Below are 15,236 nucleotides of genomic sequence, written 5' to 3' on the forward strand. Positions count from 1 at the left end.
TTATTGGGATAAAATTTTTTCAAACGATCAGCCGCTGCTCAATGAATTTTCTTTATTGTTCTCTCTCATAAGGTTTCGCACATACTCCAAGTGAGCCATCATTTCATCGCAAGATTGCTCCACCTCTTTCGCAGCAACCTTTTCATAGATTCGCTCATGCTGTCCGATGATTTCTGCAAGAAGTCTAGCATCTGACGAGATTGTCCTATGAAAATCAATCATCGATTTCTTAGTGATTGCTGAAATAAACTCCATCAGCTGGAACAGGATATGGTTCCCTGATGCACTGGCAATCGCACGGTGAAAGTTATAATCCGCTATTCCCTGATCTTCTTCCTTCGTTTTCATTTCTTCGATCGCAAGTTTCATAGCTTCTAACCCTTCGACTGACCGGCATTGGGCGGCCAACTTTACCATACCAGCCTCAAGCATTTCTCTCACTTGAAATAAGGCATTGGTGTCTTTCCCATCAGGTAAAAGCAGGTAATGGTTGAGCAGCTTCGTCGGATCAAACTGACAGATATACATTCCTTCCCCATGCCTGATCTCCACCAGGCCTTTTCCTTTTAACGAAGTCATCGCATCTCTTACAGCCGACCGTCCTACATCAAAAAGATCACAAAGTTCACGAACTGATGGCAGTTTTTCCCCGGGCTGAAACTTCCCGGAATGAATGAAGGTTTCCATTTGCTCTTCCACAAGTTCGGATACTTTTTTAGGCGAAATCTTTTCTACTTCCAAAACACTCACCCTTTCGGACATCACATATCTGATAAGTTCCTTCATACGTTGTACGTTGAAAGTTCATAGATACAACAGGAGCCACTAACGTACTAGTTAATGGCTCTTGTTGTGTGGGAATTTATTTATTTGCATAGATTTTTGCTTTGGCTTCCCTGCGGCGGCGGTGCAGAATCGGTTCTGTATATCCGCTTGGCTGATCATATCCTTTCAAAACGAGGTCACAGGCCGCCTGGAAAGCGACGGACTGATCATAATTCTGAGACATCGGTACATACTCAGGATCATTCGCATTTTGCTCGTCAACGACTTTCGCCATACGCTTCAGCGTCTCAAGCACCTGATCTTTCGTTACGATGCCATGATGAAGCCAGTTAGCCATGTGCTGACTGGAAATACGGAGTGTTGCACGGTCTTCCATTAAATCCACGTTGTTGATATTCGGAACCTTCGAGCATCCTACGCCATGCTCCACCCAGCGGACGACATAGCCGAGAATTCCTTGAGCATTGTTATCCATCTCTTCCTGGATCTCATCAGGACTCCAGTTCGCATTCTCCACAACGGGGATTTGCAAAATGTCATCTTTCAGATCGCCATGATCTTTGGACATGTCTGCTTGCACTTTCCCAACATCGATCTGGTGATAGTGAAGCGCATGCAGCGTAGCTGCTGTCGGTGAAGGAACCCAGGCGGTATTGGCTCCCGCTTTCAACTGTCCATCTTTCGTTGCCAGCATTTCTGCCATCCGATCTGGCATCGCCCACATCCCTTTACCGATCTGAGCTTTACCACGGAAACCACTGGCCAGACCGACGCGAACGTTTGATTTTTCATAGCCATTCAGCCAGGCCGAACCTTTCATATCGTTCTTACGGATCATTGGTCCGACTTCCATTGAGGTATGAATTTCATCTCCGGTACGATCCAGGAACCCTGTGTTAATAAAAGCGACCCGCTCCTTCACTTCATTGATACATGCTTTCAGATTGAGTGTCGTACGACGTTCTTCGTCCATCACACCGATTTTCAGTGTGTTGCGTTTATAACCCATTAAATCTTCTGTACGGTTGAACAAGTCATTCGCAAAGGAGACTTCTTTGGATCCGTGCATCTTCGGTTTTACGATATACACCGAACCTTTAGCTGAATTTTGATAACGGCCATTGTTCAGCACATCATGCTTCCCAAGCAGCCCAGTAATTACAGTATCCATGATCCCTTCTGGAATTTCTTCTCCGTTTTCATCTAGAACTGCATCTGTTGTCATCAAATGTCCGACATTACGTGCAAACATAAGAGAACGACCAGACAACGTCAATTGCCCGCCCTCCGGAGTCTTGTATGTCCGGTCAGGATTGAGCTCACGTTTGATTTCCTTACCGCCCTTATTGAATGTAACGGACAAATCACCTTTCAGAAGCCCTAAATAGTTACGATATACTTCTACCTTGTCGTCCGCATCGACCGCGGTGACAGAATCTTCAAAGTCCATGATCGTTGTAACCGCTGATTCCACGAGAATATCTTTCACACCTGCTTTGTCTGTCTTGCCGATTGAATCGTTGTGATCAATTTGAATCTCTAAGTGAAGACCATTATTTTTCAGCAGTACCCCTTTAGGAGCATCCGGTTGACCGACAAAACCTGCAAGCTGAGTGTCGTCTTTTAAACCTGCTGTTTCTTCATTCTCAAACGTTACGGACAAGTGGCCATCAATGATTTGATAAGTCTTCACATCTTTATGGGATCCACTGTCCAAAGGTACATTTTCATCTAGGAACTTTTTCGAATAAGCAATAACTTTGTCTCCGCGTACAGGGTTGTAATCCCCTTTGATTTCAGCCCCGCCTTCCTCACTAATCGCATCAGTTCCGTACAAGGCATCATACAAACTGCCCCAGCGTGCATTGGCTGCATTGATCGCATAACGGGCATTATTAACCGGAACAACAAGCTGAGGCCCCGCCTGCACGGCAATTTCATCGTCAACGTTCTCCGTCGATACTTCAAAATCTTCCACTTCCGGTTCAATATAGTTCAATTCTTTTAAAAAGGATTTATAAGCATCCGCATCGCCCTTAGAGTTTTGCTTATGCCACTCGTGAATTTTATTTTGAATCTCCTCACGTTTTTGCAATAACGCTTTGTTTTCCGGAGCAAGATTATGAACGATCGCTTCTAAGCCTGACCAGAAATCATCACTCGAAACTCCGCTTTCTGGAATTGCTTCTTTGTTGATGAACTCATACAGGACAGGTGCAACCTGAAGTTTGCCAACCGTTACGTAGTCTTTCACAGTTCATTCCTCCTTCATTGATATAAAACGCTTTCATAAATTGTCACATTATTCTATCTATTCGTCGTTATTTATCATATAATAAAAATTACCATATCGAAAATATATATTTGGAATTCATATTATTCCATTTAGTTATAACTGAGTTGATCGTTGAGAGATAGCTATTTGGCCAGAAAAAGGGGAGAGATTCTTTTTGGATATTCGTCATTTGGAGTATTTTTCAGAGGTAGCTAAACAATTAAGTTTTACAAAAGCAGCCGCCTCCCTGCATGTTTCTCAGCCATCCCTAAGCAAAGTGATCAAACAGCTGGAAACCGAATTAGGCGTTCCGTTATTTTACCGATCTAAACAGCTGCAATTGACCGATGCAGGGAAAGCCGTGCTCGTGAACGCCATCAGTGTCCTGGACGCCTTTCATAATCTCACTTCAGAACTAGGTGACATTATCGATTTAAAAAAAGGTGAAATCAAAATTGGCATCCCTCCGATCACTGGGGCTGCCTTTTTTTCAAAGATTATCAGTTATTACCGCGATCGATATCCTCAAATTAAAATCCTGTTAAGCGAAGTCGGCTCAAAAATGATCAAACAGGGCGTCGAGGACGGCTCGCTGGATATTGGACTTGTGTGCAACCTGCCTGTCCAATCTGACAGTTTCGACACGCTCGAAGTTATCAATGATCCACTTATGCTGCTTGTGCATAAGGAAAGTGAGCTTGCTAAAAAGTCATCTATCAATTTAGCAGAAATGAAAAAAGAATCCTTCATCCTTTATCGAGAGGACTTTACGCTCCACGATCGGATCATCGAAGAATGTAAAAGCAAAAACTTTTACCCGAATGTCGTCTGCCACAGCTCACATCGAGACTTCATGATTGAAATGGTCGAGGCCAAAGTAGGTATCGCCTTGCTGCCAAGTCAGATTGCTACAGATATTAAAAACCGAGAAATCGTGGCGATTCCGCTCGAGCATTCGAGCCTTAGTCTTGAGCTTGGAATGGTCTGGAAAAAGAACAAGTACCTGCCGTTTGCTGTGCGTGAGTTTATCGATATGTCGAAGGAATATATGGCAGAAGCGTAAGGGGTAAAACTTGTTAGGGTTGCCTATCTATATACGGATACGACCGATTTCGCTCTTTTCCACAACGAAAACCAATTATACTGAAACTATAATCAATGGAAGGAGATCTTGTTATGTCACTTATCATTCGACCTCCTTGTTAATTTGTAACCAAAACGTGTGAGCGTGCTCCCCCTTTTCCTATGTCTGATCTAGACAAAAGGAAAAGGAGGACCGGTTATGAAAAACATCCGACTATTATACGTTATCGGATTTTTACAAAGCTTCGTGCCCGCGTATGTCATTGAACGGCTGTTCTGGGAAATGCGCGGCATGAATGTGGAGATGGTTGTCTGGACAGAGCTCATCTATGCCTTAACCATTATCAGTGCGGAAGTTCCTACCGGAATACTTGCCGATCGAATTGGACGCAAACCAATGATTCAAATGGCAGCTATTTTTGGCTGTCTAGAGTTCGCCATTCTCATCGGTGCGAGTGAATTTTGGCACTTTGGTCTCGCTGTGTTTCTTGCCGCTATCGGAACAGCATGCAGCAGTGGAGCTTTATATGCGTATGTGTATGACAAGTTGATGGAAGAAAAAAAGCAAATTCAGTTTGAAAAGCATGTGGGTTACCTGCAAGCCATCAGTACCGTGACGACAATCGCTGTCGCTTTTCTTGGAAGCTGGATAGCCGCAAACTATGGACTGATTGTAAACTACTGGGTTTCGCTAATGGCTTTAAGTGCAGCGTTCTTTCTCGCCCTGTTTTTATCTGAGCCGGAAAGAACAAAGGGGCAAGAATCAGCCGTTGCACACATTCGCACATCGTTTCAGGTACTGCGCTCCCATCCCGAGCTCTGGATGAGCCTGCTCTCCGGGATGATTCTCGGTGCTTCGTTCACCTTCCTAGATGAATTTTGGCAGCTCTATTTAAGAGACGCCGGGATGCCAGTAGGATCGTTCGGTTTATTTATGGCGCTGTTTTTTTTCATTCGTCTTCCTGGTCAATTGTCCGCTCATATCTTAACTCGAAGGTTCAAAACACAAATTCTTCTCTTGATCGTCTTAGCTGTCTTTACTCTCGGATTTTTCGGATTGACGTTTTCACCTGGCTGGATCGGCATTGCCCTCATTTTTGTTATTTATCTTTTTGATGGGCCCGTCGAACCAGTAGTAGCTGGGTATCTGCACCACCAAATTGGTCCCGAACAGCGAGCCACCATTGAATCGTTCTGGTCCTTAGGCGGAAACGTGACACTGGTGATCGTTGGCCTGGGCTTTGGCTATGTATCTGCCTCATTTAAACTTTTAGGTGGATTCGGCTGGATCAGTGCTATTTGCGGAGGATTTTTCTTTATTGCTTTATGGATGTACAAAGTGAAAGAATAGAAAAAAGCCAGGCCCTGGGTGATGCCATAAGGGTCTGGCTTTTTCGTATGAAGTGATGAATCCTAACGATTTGGAATGACTAAGAAAAGGGTAGATCCTCTTCCTCATGGTTGAAAGTTTCCGGATAGAATTCAAAACAAAAGTCAGGAAGTTGATCTAAAGATTCCAATACAGATGTGATCTCTGACTCTTTATCCGCAAAACGAATATCAAAAAATAAATACTCCCCCATTGGGATCACAATTTTTTCAAATCCATCTGTTTCCCCGAATTCCCCCACTTCACAAGCGGCATAGTATTCATACGAGTGACTTTCATTTAAAAAACTTATATATCCGATGGCTTCTTTTCTGTCGATCAGATGGCATATATCGCTTTTATAAAATCGTTCCGTGAAAGTTGTCCAAAACGCTGGCAAGTCCACAGATTGATGAAAGGATAGGAGATCTGGGTGCTTCATTCCAACAAAGTATCTGTCCCTCGTGAACTCTTTTACTTTCTGTTTCATATAGGCACCCTCTCTTTAACCATTGTAAGTTTGAATATGACCTTACATCTCTCATTCTATCATTCAAGGAAAGCTGCTCTTTTTAATAGATCAGCAGTGTAAGCAATGCCACCCCGATGCCGAGAAAACCTAACAATAGACTGTATGGCAAGTTCCTCAGGACGATTTGATACGGATTCATCCGCAGCGCCACTGATGTTATCGTGACGATCAGTCCATAGGGGGCAGACGGTACCGTAGCAATCGCGCAGGCGGCTAGAAGGATCGTCAATGTAGCTGGTGGAAAGGCCCCGATCAATAATTCGCTTACGCCTCCAAAAATCCCCATCGTCGCAATCGGATGTACGCCTAATAATGTCATCACAAGGAATGCGGCCTGGATGAATAACATGATCAGCAGTGGATTCCCTTCAAGAGCGACAATTGGATCTTGCAGGTATTTTAAATATGGAGATGCGTTCAATGTTTGTGTTAAAAAAGATAGTGATAACAGCAAAACTATAAAATTGCTCAAATGATTGGTCTTCCATTTCCAAGTGGGCAAGCCAATCTGTAGGAAGCTCTTTTTCCTATTTACGAGCATAGCCCACAAGAAGGCAAAAGGAAAAATAGCGATGGTCACGGCAAACAAGAAGTCCAATTGAACAACATTTCCTAAAAAGACAACAAAGGATAAGAAGAGCACAAGTGCCATAATAAATTGCATAAGTTTTCGTTTGCTTTGGCCGGAACCTTTATCTAAAGATAAACTTTCTTCGATTTCCCGTTTATTGAATATTATTTTTCCTATCAAGGAATCAATAGAGATACCCAGAACAGCAATCAACAGCATCCATGGCAGCACTTCTAAGTAGCTGGCACCTGTAATAAAGATCGAAGTAGCCAGCAATATTTCAAGCGGGCTCCATAGCAATGCCAGGGAGTACCCTCTTAAAGTCGCCATCAATATGAAGCTGTTACGCACCTTTGTGTTTACTTTTTTCAATTGTTCCTTCAATAAGTCTTGAGAAATCGTTGCGGATGATAAATTCAAAAAAGCTGCTAGAGATACCATCGTGATTTCACTTCGCACGTATAATCCACCTAACCCTTTAGCATTACTGCCAAGCAGAGATTGGAGGAGCTTGTTGTATCTCCCTGCTTTTACGACACTGTTCATCCAAGGAAGCATAGAAAGCAGGAATAATAAGCTGATATTCCCAGCAAAGTACAACGGAATGTCGCTAAATGTTGCTTCGCCTGAAAAAAAGAAAAAAATTCCGGCAGCCAACAGAATGACTCCAAGAATTTTAAATACACGATCCGAACGCGGAAAGCTGATCCCCGTCATTATCATCCCCAGAACACCTATGATTATATATAAAACGGAGTTATTCCAAAAAAGGTGGATGACATCCAGTAAGAACACAAATGAATAAAATATGTACAAATCGTTTGAAAGCCGGCGCACAATCATTCTCCTATCTAATGAGGACGAAGCTCTATAGTTACGAGAGTTCGTTTATTATCTCAATGAATCAATGACCTCATCCTATACAGAAGCGGAAAATTTTTCAATGAAGACGCTTGGATGGTCATTTCAAAGAATGATCGAAACCCTTAGTTAAGCATCATTTAATGGTCGTGAATCTGGCTTAGCCCATACGAGGTGAACAGCGTCGAATAATGCGCTCTCTATACGGCTTGTTTCTAATGGTGATGCCTCAATTAATTTTATGATGTCACGGTTGATGTGACAGCCTACTCTCTTATTAAAGAGCGGGTCAAAAACATGCTGGAGCTTAGAGATAATCCGATTCGAGCTAACCCCATGTTCCATTAGTAAAACCTGGCCATCGTCCTTACACCATGTTGCTAACAGGCTTAATACTCTCTCAGGGTTTGGATAGGCACACATCGATAACGTAGAAACGACCGTATCAAACGAGTTTTCCGGCAAATCTAGTTCTTCAACATTGGCAACTAAAAAGTCCACATGGCTGTCCGTCTCGCTCGCAACCTCTTTCGCGTGCTGTATCATTGCAGGGCTGAGGTCCACGGCAAGAATAGAAGCGTCCTTAGGGTAGTATTGAAAGTTCGTCCCCGCCCCTGCGGATACCTCTAAGATCTTTCCGTTTGCTGAGCTAAGAAGTTTCTGACGCCATTGATGATCTGGAGTTTTCTTCCTCGCCCGTTTGGAGTACTTTTTGGCTTGTTTATTGAACAGTTTTTTCTGTTGATCGATGTTCATGCCGTCACCGCCTTTTTCATTTTATTAGTTAATTCGCGGTCTTATTTTCATCTTATTCACTCTTCTTACAAAAGTAGTCTATCTAAAACTTAATATAAAAAGCAGAAATTGAATAGAGATAAGATTAAATATGAAAGATCGAGGCATAATAAAAACGATTTCTCTAAGGAGGGTTTTTATGAGTAAAAACAAAAAGAGTCAAAAGAAAAACAATCCGAAAGGCACAGACCGAGGAGCAACTAATCAGAAGCTTAACGTCCAGCTCGAAAGTGGACACAAAAAAGATGATGAATTGTCTGCTGCTTATATGAACAACAATACGGCAGCTATTGATGTTAACGAAGAAGAATAAAAATGCCTGGGCCAATTCGCTATTAAATAGCGAATTGGCCCAGGCATCTTTTCTATCTTCGATGAGATTTTATTTATGCATTCCTCTTCAAGTTTTCCAAAGTTAAAAAATGATTTAAGATGAATTGCCGTACTTCCCAATCTTCAAATTCTTCTTGTCCATCGGTGAATGTTGATTGATGGTAGGAGTAATTTCCAAATTGTGAACGCTCGCCTGAGATCAACTCTTCCATCACTTTGTTCGTCTTCTCCATATAAGTCATGCTCATCACCCTTTCTAGCAACAGTATTGCCAGAATAACAACTTTCTATAATAAAGGTTTCATAGAAGGATTCGGCATTTATTGCTATAGAGAGCATAGGGTTCATTTAATCTATGATTACTTTACATTTTCTTCCTTATTTCTTAGCAAACCATTGCTGATACAAACCTCCACAAGCAATTCCTTATAACCTGCTTCATCAAATTGAATCCCTATTTGATCCCCGCCGTACTCCTTAATAACCCCAGGACCAAACTTCCGGTGGATAATTTCTCTCCCCAGTTCTATTTCATCAAGCTGAAGCAAGTTCTCATCTGACAAGTCAGCTCGGATATGGTTCTTCGTAGAAGATTTTTCACCTGCTGGCTTAATGATTTTTTTCACATTCGTCACGAACATTGATTCTGTTACACGTTCGTTTCCTTTGTAGTTATACGTTAAGAGTTCCAAGTTGGTCCTTGCTCTCGTCATGCCCACATAAAATAACCGGACAGCTTCCTCAATAGGCCCATACTCTTTATTTCGGTAACGGTCCATATCGTCCTTGGAAGGTACAACACCGTTGATGAGGTCAATCATATAAACTTTGTCGTATTCCAGTCCTTTGGCACTGTGAAAGGTGGTCAGGGTTAGCGGACTTTTATTCTTGTTGAACTTCGACGTTTGGATCAGGTTTTCAAGCTCTTTCAAGCGATCTGCGAAACCTTTCAGCGTGCCAAGGCCTTCGGCGATCTTTTCTAGCGTATCCAAAATCCCGAAAAGGTGCTCGGCGTTGAATCCGAATTTTTCACACATCTTAGTGATGGCACGGTCGTAACCGAGTTTCTCACGTATCGTTCGTATCGCCTTGTCGGGTTCCATTTGGTTGATATCTTTGAACAGCTTTTCTGCTTTAGGCAATGCCTTTTGCTGGTACGATGGGATATCACTTTCGAGCAACGCTTCAAAAACGGATGTTCCACTGTTTTTCTTTTTCAATAAAGCGATTTGCTGCTTAGAGATGTACGCATTGAACTTCGTATGGATTCTCTCAAGGATATCCACGCGACTTTTATTATAAGAAAACCGCATGAAGTTCAGCATATCTTCGACGATCCAGTGTTTGAAGAACTTCGCATCAATGTCCTTCATATAAAAATCGATCCCCGCTTTATCAAGCTTGTCAGCAAGCGGTACCGCTGATGCATTATTTCGATATAGGACGGCGACTTCCTCCGTTCCCCCGCTCTTTCTTATTTCTTCGGTGACGTACTGCAGCTGATCTTCATAGTTTCGCATCGATTTGATTTCAATCGGTTGAGCGGATGGGTTGTTTGTAAACATTTCCTTTGGGTAGCGGTTTTGGTTTCGTTTAATGAATTGATTCGATGCTTTCACGATTTCCTGTGATGACCGGTAGTTTTGGGACATCGTCATCACCGTTGCTTCGCGGTACGTCTTTTCAAACTGCAATAGCTTCGTCACATCTGACCCTCGCCACATAAAAATGGACTGATCATCATCCGCTACGATACAAAGGTTGTTTTGTGGTTGAGCCAGCAGCTCGACAATCTCATGCTGGACGACAGAATTGTCCTGGCTTTCATCAGTCAAAATGTACTCAAACTGCTGTTGATATTTTGACAGGATGTCTTGATCGTCTACCAAAATTTGATGACAATAGGTAAGCATATCGTCAAAGTCCAGTAAAAGCCTGTTTGTATGCTTTTTCTTGAAACGTTCATACGCTCGAAAAATCTCTATTGCGTTTTTAACATTGCACCGAACCCGTTCGAGTACCTTTCCCTGGAGCATCCGGTTTTTCACAAAACTAATATAAGTCATCAGTTCATCCATATCGTCATCCGATATCTGCGCTCCGTTTGTATCCTCATAGAGCTTTTTCAAAATGAATTTCTTATGGAGAGGGATGTCAGGACCGTCCCACCCCTTTTTCAACTCTTCATCACTTATGTTCCCTTCGATTAGCTGAAAATCTAGCCTGTTCTTTCTCAACCACTCGCGAACAACTTTGAATGCGAAGCTGTGAATCGTTGAAAAATGAACTTGATCATTCGTTAGGTTAGAAAAGAAGTGGTCGAAACGATCTGACATATCTTGCGCGGAAGCTTTACTGAACGTAATGGCCATAATCCGCTCCGCACTTACTTTTTTCTCTAACAAAAGATAACCGATTTTCATGTTGAGCGTCGTAGTCTTGCCTGAACCCGGCGAGGCAAGCAAAAGCAGTGGTCCTTCTGTATGCAAAACTGCCTGTTTCTGAACGTCATTTAATTGAACGCCTGTGTGTTTTCCTACCCATTCAAAGAAATCCATAGCGGCACTCCTTCCTTTTATCGTGTTTATAGCAAAGAAAAATAGATGGAAGAAGGCACAGAATCCTTCTTCCATCTATTCATTTCAAACGATTGAGAGTGACATTCTCACTATCCTTTACTCATTATATCTTCTATAAAGTTTAGAATCTACCTAAATTCTAGAACTCCAAAGGCGATTACTCATCAAAAATAGCCACAGGACGAGCCCACGCACCACTGGCCTTTTCGATTTTCACAGGAAAGGTGCTCACTTTGAATCCATGACGTTTAGGGATCTGATCTAAATTGGCTAACTTCTCAATCTGACAATACTCCTTCTCAATCCCGACAAAATGAGCATCCCATATACGATTATGCTCAGGGTCCTGCTTGTAGTTTTTTACTTGAACATCTAGTGGGATGTCCCAGCCCCAGGCATCGATTCCCATCACTTTAATCCCTTGTTCAATTAACCAGCGAGTAGCCTCTGCTGAAACTCCGGCGTGGCAAAAGGCATAATGCGGTTCATAGAGTTGTTTATCAGCATCCGTCCGAATTAACACAATATCATATGGTTTTAACGTATAATCCATCATTGCTAGCTGATCCATTAAGTCATTTGAAGTAATCTCGTATCCCTTCTCTTTGTCGCTAAAATCAAAGAGAACACCGTCACCGTAAAACCACTCTACAGGCAATTGATCTATTGTACGTGCCGGCTTCCCTTCTGAGGTTTCACCATAATGATACGGAGCATCTACATGTGTCCCGGAATGAGTACTGGCACTCACATCTTCTGTGGCCCATGCTTTCCCCTTGTAGAGGTCGTCCGGTGTAATTCCGAGGTGCTCTGCTGCTTGCAAAGCCCCATCCTTGTGAGAGTGGTACTGGATCGAAGGGGGTGTAGGCTCTTTTACTGTTGGGCTTAACGGGACACTTAAATCAAGGATGTTCAATTAAAAAACTCCTTTCATCGTTTTGATTTATCCTCATTTACTATATACGCGTAAACCTTACACAAACCTTCCCGTGATTCCATGAACCCTGTGATAAAATAGAAGAACCATAGAATGAAAGATTAATTTAGGAGTGAACGACCGATGGACAAAAAAGATATAGCGGGTATTCGCAGACAATTTAAACTGGACAATGACTTATTGAAGATCTCTGATATTTTCAACGTCTATATCATGAAAGAAACCACAGATATCTATCACCACCAGAGCCAAACGTTTGAAATGCTCGACCGGGATCAGCAGGAATTATTTATGAACAATTTCAAAAAGGTGCTGACTGGGCAGCTTGATGAAAAGTTGTTCGAATTGAAATTTCAACGCGAGGCTGAAGATCACAGTCAACTCATCTTACATAAAGGATTGTTAAGCAGCGAAATCGAGGATTGGAAAGCTGAAATGCTGAAAATGACTGAGAAAATAATATCGGACAATCCATATGAAAAGGATGTTGTCATCACCTTCATTCGTGCAGAATACTTGAAGCCTACGAAACGTCGGAATGACGAAGCAGAAGAAAGTGAACGAGATGCCGTTTACTCCAATCCCTTCATTTTGTGCAGTATTAACAAAACGGAGGAACCTAAAAAAGAGATCCAATTTGACTATGTCGAGAAGGAATTCAAATACAAAATTGAAGTGGACCCGGTTATTGACCTTAAAAATCCAATGTCCGGCTTTCTTTTTCCATGCATTACGGAAGGAACTTCTGATGTAAACCATGTCCTTTATTCTGCTGGTAAAGCCAACGAACCAGATTATCGCTTTATAGAAGATGTGTTAAACGGAGAAGAGGTTATGACAGCAAAAGAGGACAAAGCAGTGTTCGAAGAAGTCATCAAAGACGTGGTCGGTGATCAAATGAACCCCTCCACCCTTGCGAATGTCTATGGAGAAATCAACCGTGTGGTGGAAGAAAATGAAGATGATGAACCACCTAAACTTGATTATAAAGATGTGGAGCGTGTCTTAACACAAAGCGGTGAACAAGTCGATTCAGAAAAAGTCAAAACTGCTTTTCAACGAGTGACTCAAGAGGACGCCTACGAGCTAAAAGCAAGCAGCATCGTACCAAAATACAAATCAAAATCGATCAAAATCAACACAAAAATCGCCAACATTTCGATCAGCCCTCAGGATCTTCAATATGTGAAGCAGGTAAATAACAAGGGAAAACGTTATATTATGATTGAAGTGGAAGAGGATGCAGAGATTGACGGCTTCAAGATGCTTCCTGAGGCTTTCGATTAATGAGGTCAGGCTCCCTATTATTTCTAATAGGGAGCCTGTTTTTTTACTACAAAATAGTTAATGCATGAAAAAAATTTCCTGCCAATGCCCGAATGTCCGCTTCGTTACTCTCTTCATAAGTGATAATAAAGCATGTGGAAGGACCAGCTGATTTATGTAGATCTAAATCACAATTCAACTGAAAGGATGTAGAAAGACCATTGATTTGAAGCAAAAGTATTATTTCATTTTCAATCCCTTTTGAACCAACTGGTAAGACTTCATAGACAGCTTTATGTTGCACCACCTGTTCGAACTTTGACAACGGTACCATACGCTCTTGGTGTGTAATTACTTCTTCTCCTACAAGTGGTTCTCCAATCACCGCAAACCTTGCGCCCTCAGGGGTCTCCCGGTCCTTTGTCTTTCGCTTTTCTACTCTTCCGATAATGGATAAACCAAAAGCCGACTGAGGCAAAGGGAAATTGGATTCCGTACTCCCTGTGATCGGTGCCTCTAATCCCAATGTGCTCATCTGCTGCTTAATGGTCTGTACCCACTCGGCCCAAACGGAAGCATCTGAAAAGTTATATAAAACAACTGCTAAAGGTTGAGCACCAACAGCTCGATTTTCCATGAACGCGACCCGAAATAATGACTTCGCTACCAAACTGTAAGGTGCTTGAATCTGATCGCCCACTTTTTCACCGATGTTAGCCGCATTATCGGAGCTAATTACGATTTCATAAGTCTCATCAACAGAAACATAGCAGACATCTCTCACGGCTTCACCACCTCTTGATTAGATCTAATTAACATGCTGAGTTTTGGAACGACAACCATAAATAGTATTAAGTTGATCACCGATCCAATTAGAAGCGCCGGCACTAGAGTATAGTAAAAAGCCGCACTCATTAAAAAGTAAAAAGGAAGAGGCAGCAAAAGGCTGTTTCCAAACCAGAAGAAAATAGATCCGATCCATTTTTGAATGGAGTAAAGATAATAGAAAATAGCGTAAAGAAGCGCCATTTCCCCGGCAATGAAAAGGTGGAAAGGCCCCAGTGGGAAACCGCCTGTTAAGGCAGACAAAAAATGTCCAAGACCTCCAACTACGGCTCCCCCTAACGGCCCTAAGATTATTGATGCAGCCAAGGCAGGCGCAGCATCCAGGGCAATACTTCCAAGGCCAAGAGGGATTTTGATAAAGCCTCCGACTGCTGAAAGAGAGACAAACAAAGCTAAGAGTACAAAACGCTTCATTTCTTATCCTTTTTCTTTGGTTTACCTCGAAAAACTTCTTTACTTCGTATGTATTCTACATCAGGATTGCTATTGACATAATTGATGTAGCGGCTCACAGCGAAGAAATAGTCGGATAGTCGATTTAAATACCTTAAACATACTTCAGGGGCCTCTTCTATTTTGTTCAAAGAAACCACAAGACGCTCTGCTCTTCTGGTAACGGTTCGCGCAATATGAATGGTTGCCGCGGCATCGGATCCTCCTGGAAGAATGAACCGCTTTAATTCAGGCGTTTCTTCAATATAAGCGTCCATCCGTTCTTCCAGCCAAAGGATACTCTCTTCCTCCAGTTTAAACATCCTATTCGATTTTTTATTGGCTAAATCTCCTCCGCAATCAAAAAGCTCATGTTGGATTCGCTCGAGTTCCTGATCTACTTGCTTTAATTTTTCGACAGACAAATCTAATTCTGTACGGGCCTTTCCTACAAAACTATTCGCCTCATCAACAGTCCCGTAAGCTTCTACACGTACATCATCTTTATCGACACGTCCCCCGATGACACTTGTCTGCCCCTTATCTCCCGTTTTTGTATAAAGTCTCATCA

General features: G+C 42.3%; 15 protein-coding genes. 4 read left to right on the forward strand and 11 right to left on the reverse strand.

Annotated elements, in window-relative coordinates; all coding sequences use genetic code 11:
• Positions 1-27: 27 nt before the first annotated feature.
• Both HM131_RS17615 and HM131_RS17620 read right to left on the reverse strand, forming a co-directional pair.
• The gene (locus tag HM131_RS17615) at positions 28-741 is read right to left on the reverse strand and encodes a FadR/GntR family transcriptional regulator (protein WP_198162670.1); all 714 of its coding nucleotides are present in this window, start codon (positions 739-741) and stop codon (positions 28-30) included.
• A gap of 121 nt (positions 742-862) precedes the next feature.
• The gene (locus HM131_RS17620; protein WP_085031001.1) at positions 863-3,040 is read right to left on the reverse strand and encodes a malate synthase G; all 2,178 of its coding nucleotides are present in this window, start codon (positions 3,038-3,040) and stop codon (positions 863-865) included.
• Between the two features lie 196 nt (positions 3,041-3,236).
• Here HM131_RS17620 and HM131_RS17625 point away from each other — a divergent pair, with 196 nt between their 5' ends.
• Positions 3,237-4,124 carry a LysR family transcriptional regulator gene (locus HM131_RS17625; RefSeq protein WP_085031002.1) on the forward strand — a complete coding sequence of 296 codons (888 nt, stop codon included), beginning with the start codon at positions 3,237-3,239 and terminating at the stop codon, positions 4,122-4,124.
• A 219-nt stretch (positions 4,125-4,343) separates the two neighbouring features.
• Positions 4,344-5,495 carry an MFS transporter gene (locus tag HM131_RS17630; protein ID WP_085031003.1) on the forward strand — a complete coding sequence of 384 codons (1,152 nt, stop codon included), beginning with the start codon at positions 4,344-4,346 and terminating at the stop codon, positions 5,493-5,495.
• A 79-nt stretch (positions 5,496-5,574) separates the two neighbouring features.
• Here the strand turns inward: HM131_RS17630 and HM131_RS17635 are convergent, their stop codons facing one another.
• The 3 genes from HM131_RS17635 to HM131_RS17645 all read right to left on the reverse strand — a co-directional run bounded on the left by HM131_RS17635 (position 5,575) and on the right by HM131_RS17645 (position 8,233).
• Positions 5,575-6,003, reverse strand: a complete 429-nt coding sequence (locus HM131_RS17635) for a GyrI-like domain-containing protein (RefSeq protein ID WP_085031004.1) — start codon at positions 6,001-6,003, stop codon at positions 5,575-5,577.
• 82 nt (positions 6,004-6,085) lie between these two features.
• A complete protein-coding gene (locus HM131_RS17640) occupies positions 6,086-7,339 on the reverse strand; it encodes a hypothetical protein (protein WP_232324816.1) in 1,254 nt (417 codons plus the stop codon).
• Positions 7,340-7,606: 267 nt separating this feature from the next.
• A complete protein-coding gene (locus tag HM131_RS17645) occupies positions 7,607-8,233 on the reverse strand; it encodes a class I SAM-dependent methyltransferase (RefSeq protein ID WP_085031006.1) in 627 nt (208 codons plus the stop codon).
• 178 nt (positions 8,234-8,411) lie between these two features.
• Between HM131_RS17645 and HM131_RS20805 the strand changes: the two genes are divergently transcribed.
• Positions 8,412-8,585: a hypothetical protein gene (locus HM131_RS20805; protein WP_157130859.1), complete on the forward strand. Its 174-nt coding sequence runs from the start codon at positions 8,412-8,414 to the stop codon at positions 8,583-8,585.
• 73 nt (positions 8,586-8,658) lie between these two features.
• Here HM131_RS20805 and HM131_RS17650 read toward each other — a convergent pair whose 3' ends face one another.
• From HM131_RS17650 to HM131_RS17660, 3 genes are all read right to left on the reverse strand, one after another.
• Positions 8,659-8,847, reverse strand: coding sequence for a hypothetical protein (locus tag HM131_RS17650; RefSeq protein ID WP_085031007.1), 189 nt, complete (start codon positions 8,845-8,847; stop codon positions 8,659-8,661).
• Positions 8,848-8,964: 117 nt separating this feature from the next.
• Positions 8,965-11,163, reverse strand: coding sequence for an ATP-dependent helicase (locus tag HM131_RS17655; protein WP_232324817.1), 2,199 nt, complete (start codon positions 11,161-11,163; stop codon positions 8,965-8,967).
• A gap of 178 nt (positions 11,164-11,341) precedes the next feature.
• Entirely contained in the window at positions 11,342-12,100 is a 759-nt protein-coding gene (locus HM131_RS17660; RefSeq protein WP_085031009.1) for a cyclase family protein, read from the reverse strand.
• 144 nt (positions 12,101-12,244) lie between these two features.
• Between HM131_RS17660 and HM131_RS17665 the strand changes: the two genes are divergently transcribed.
• Complete coding sequence (locus HM131_RS17665; RefSeq protein WP_085031010.1) at positions 12,245-13,408, forward strand: DUF4317 domain-containing protein; 1,164 nt, start codon at positions 12,245-12,247, stop codon at positions 13,406-13,408.
• Positions 13,409-13,454: 46 nt separating this feature from the next.
• On the opposite strand, the gene HM131_RS17670 is transcribed toward HM131_RS17665, so the two are convergent.
• Genes HM131_RS17670 through HM131_RS17680 form a run of 3 tightly spaced genes read right to left on the reverse strand, consistent with a single transcriptional unit; the run spans position 13,455 to position 15,234 of the window.
• Complete coding sequence (locus HM131_RS17670) at positions 13,455-14,171, reverse strand: hypothetical protein (RefSeq protein ID WP_085031011.1); 717 nt, start codon at positions 14,169-14,171, stop codon at positions 13,455-13,457.
• A complete protein-coding gene (locus HM131_RS17675) occupies positions 14,168-14,647 on the reverse strand; it encodes an ECF transporter S component (protein ID WP_085031012.1) in 480 nt (159 codons plus the stop codon). Before HM131_RS17675 ends, HM131_RS17670 begins: the two co-directional genes overlap by 4 nt.
• Complete coding sequence (locus HM131_RS17680) at positions 14,644-15,234, reverse strand: cob(I)yrinic acid a,c-diamide adenosyltransferase (protein ID WP_085031013.1); 591 nt, start codon at positions 15,232-15,234, stop codon at positions 14,644-14,646. The genes HM131_RS17675 and HM131_RS17680 overlap by 4 nt, the downstream gene beginning before the upstream one ends.
• Positions 15,235-15,236: the final 2 nt, after the last annotated feature.

This window comes from Halobacillus mangrovi (genome assembly GCF_002097535.1).
Lineage (GTDB): Bacteria > Bacillota > Bacilli > Bacillales > Halobacillaceae > Halobacillus > Halobacillus mangrovi_A.

What these genes read in the sequence shown, in the direction of transcription:
- HM131_RS17630 (WP_085031003.1), top strand. Translation starts at nt 4,344, where the DNA reads ATGAAAAACATCCGACTATTATACGTTATCGGATTTTTACAAAGCTTC.
- HM131_RS17650 (WP_085031007.1), bottom strand. Translation starts at nt 8,847, where the DNA reads ATGACTTATATGGAGAAGACGAACAAAGTGATGGAAGAGTTGATCTCA.
- HM131_RS17665 (WP_085031010.1), top strand. Translation starts at nt 12,245, where the DNA reads ATGGACAAAAAAGATATAGCGGGTATTCGCAGACAATTTAAACTGGAC.
- HM131_RS20805 (WP_157130859.1), top strand. Translation starts at nt 8,412, where the DNA reads ATGAGTAAAAACAAAAAGAGTCAAAAGAAAAACAATCCGAAAGGCACA.
- HM131_RS17635 (WP_085031004.1), bottom strand. Translation starts at nt 6,003, where the DNA reads ATGAAACAGAAAGTAAAAGAGTTCACGAGGGACAGATACTTTGTTGGA.
- HM131_RS17640 (WP_232324816.1), bottom strand. Translation starts at nt 7,339, where the DNA reads ATGATAATGACGGGGATCAGCTTTCCGCGTTCGGATCGTGTATTTAAA.
- HM131_RS17645 (WP_085031006.1), bottom strand. Translation starts at nt 8,233, where the DNA reads ATGAACATCGATCAACAGAAAAAACTGTTCAATAAACAAGCCAAAAAG.
- HM131_RS17680 (WP_085031013.1), bottom strand. Translation starts at nt 15,234, where the DNA reads ATGAGACTTTATACAAAAACGGGAGATAAGGGGCAGACAAGTGTCATC.
- HM131_RS17655 (WP_232324817.1), bottom strand. Translation starts at nt 11,163, where the DNA reads ATGGATTTCTTTGAATGGGTAGGAAAACACACAGGCGTTCAATTAAAT.
- HM131_RS17675 (WP_085031012.1), bottom strand. Translation starts at nt 14,647, where the DNA reads ATGAAGCGTTTTGTACTCTTAGCTTTGTTTGTCTCTCTTTCAGCAGTC.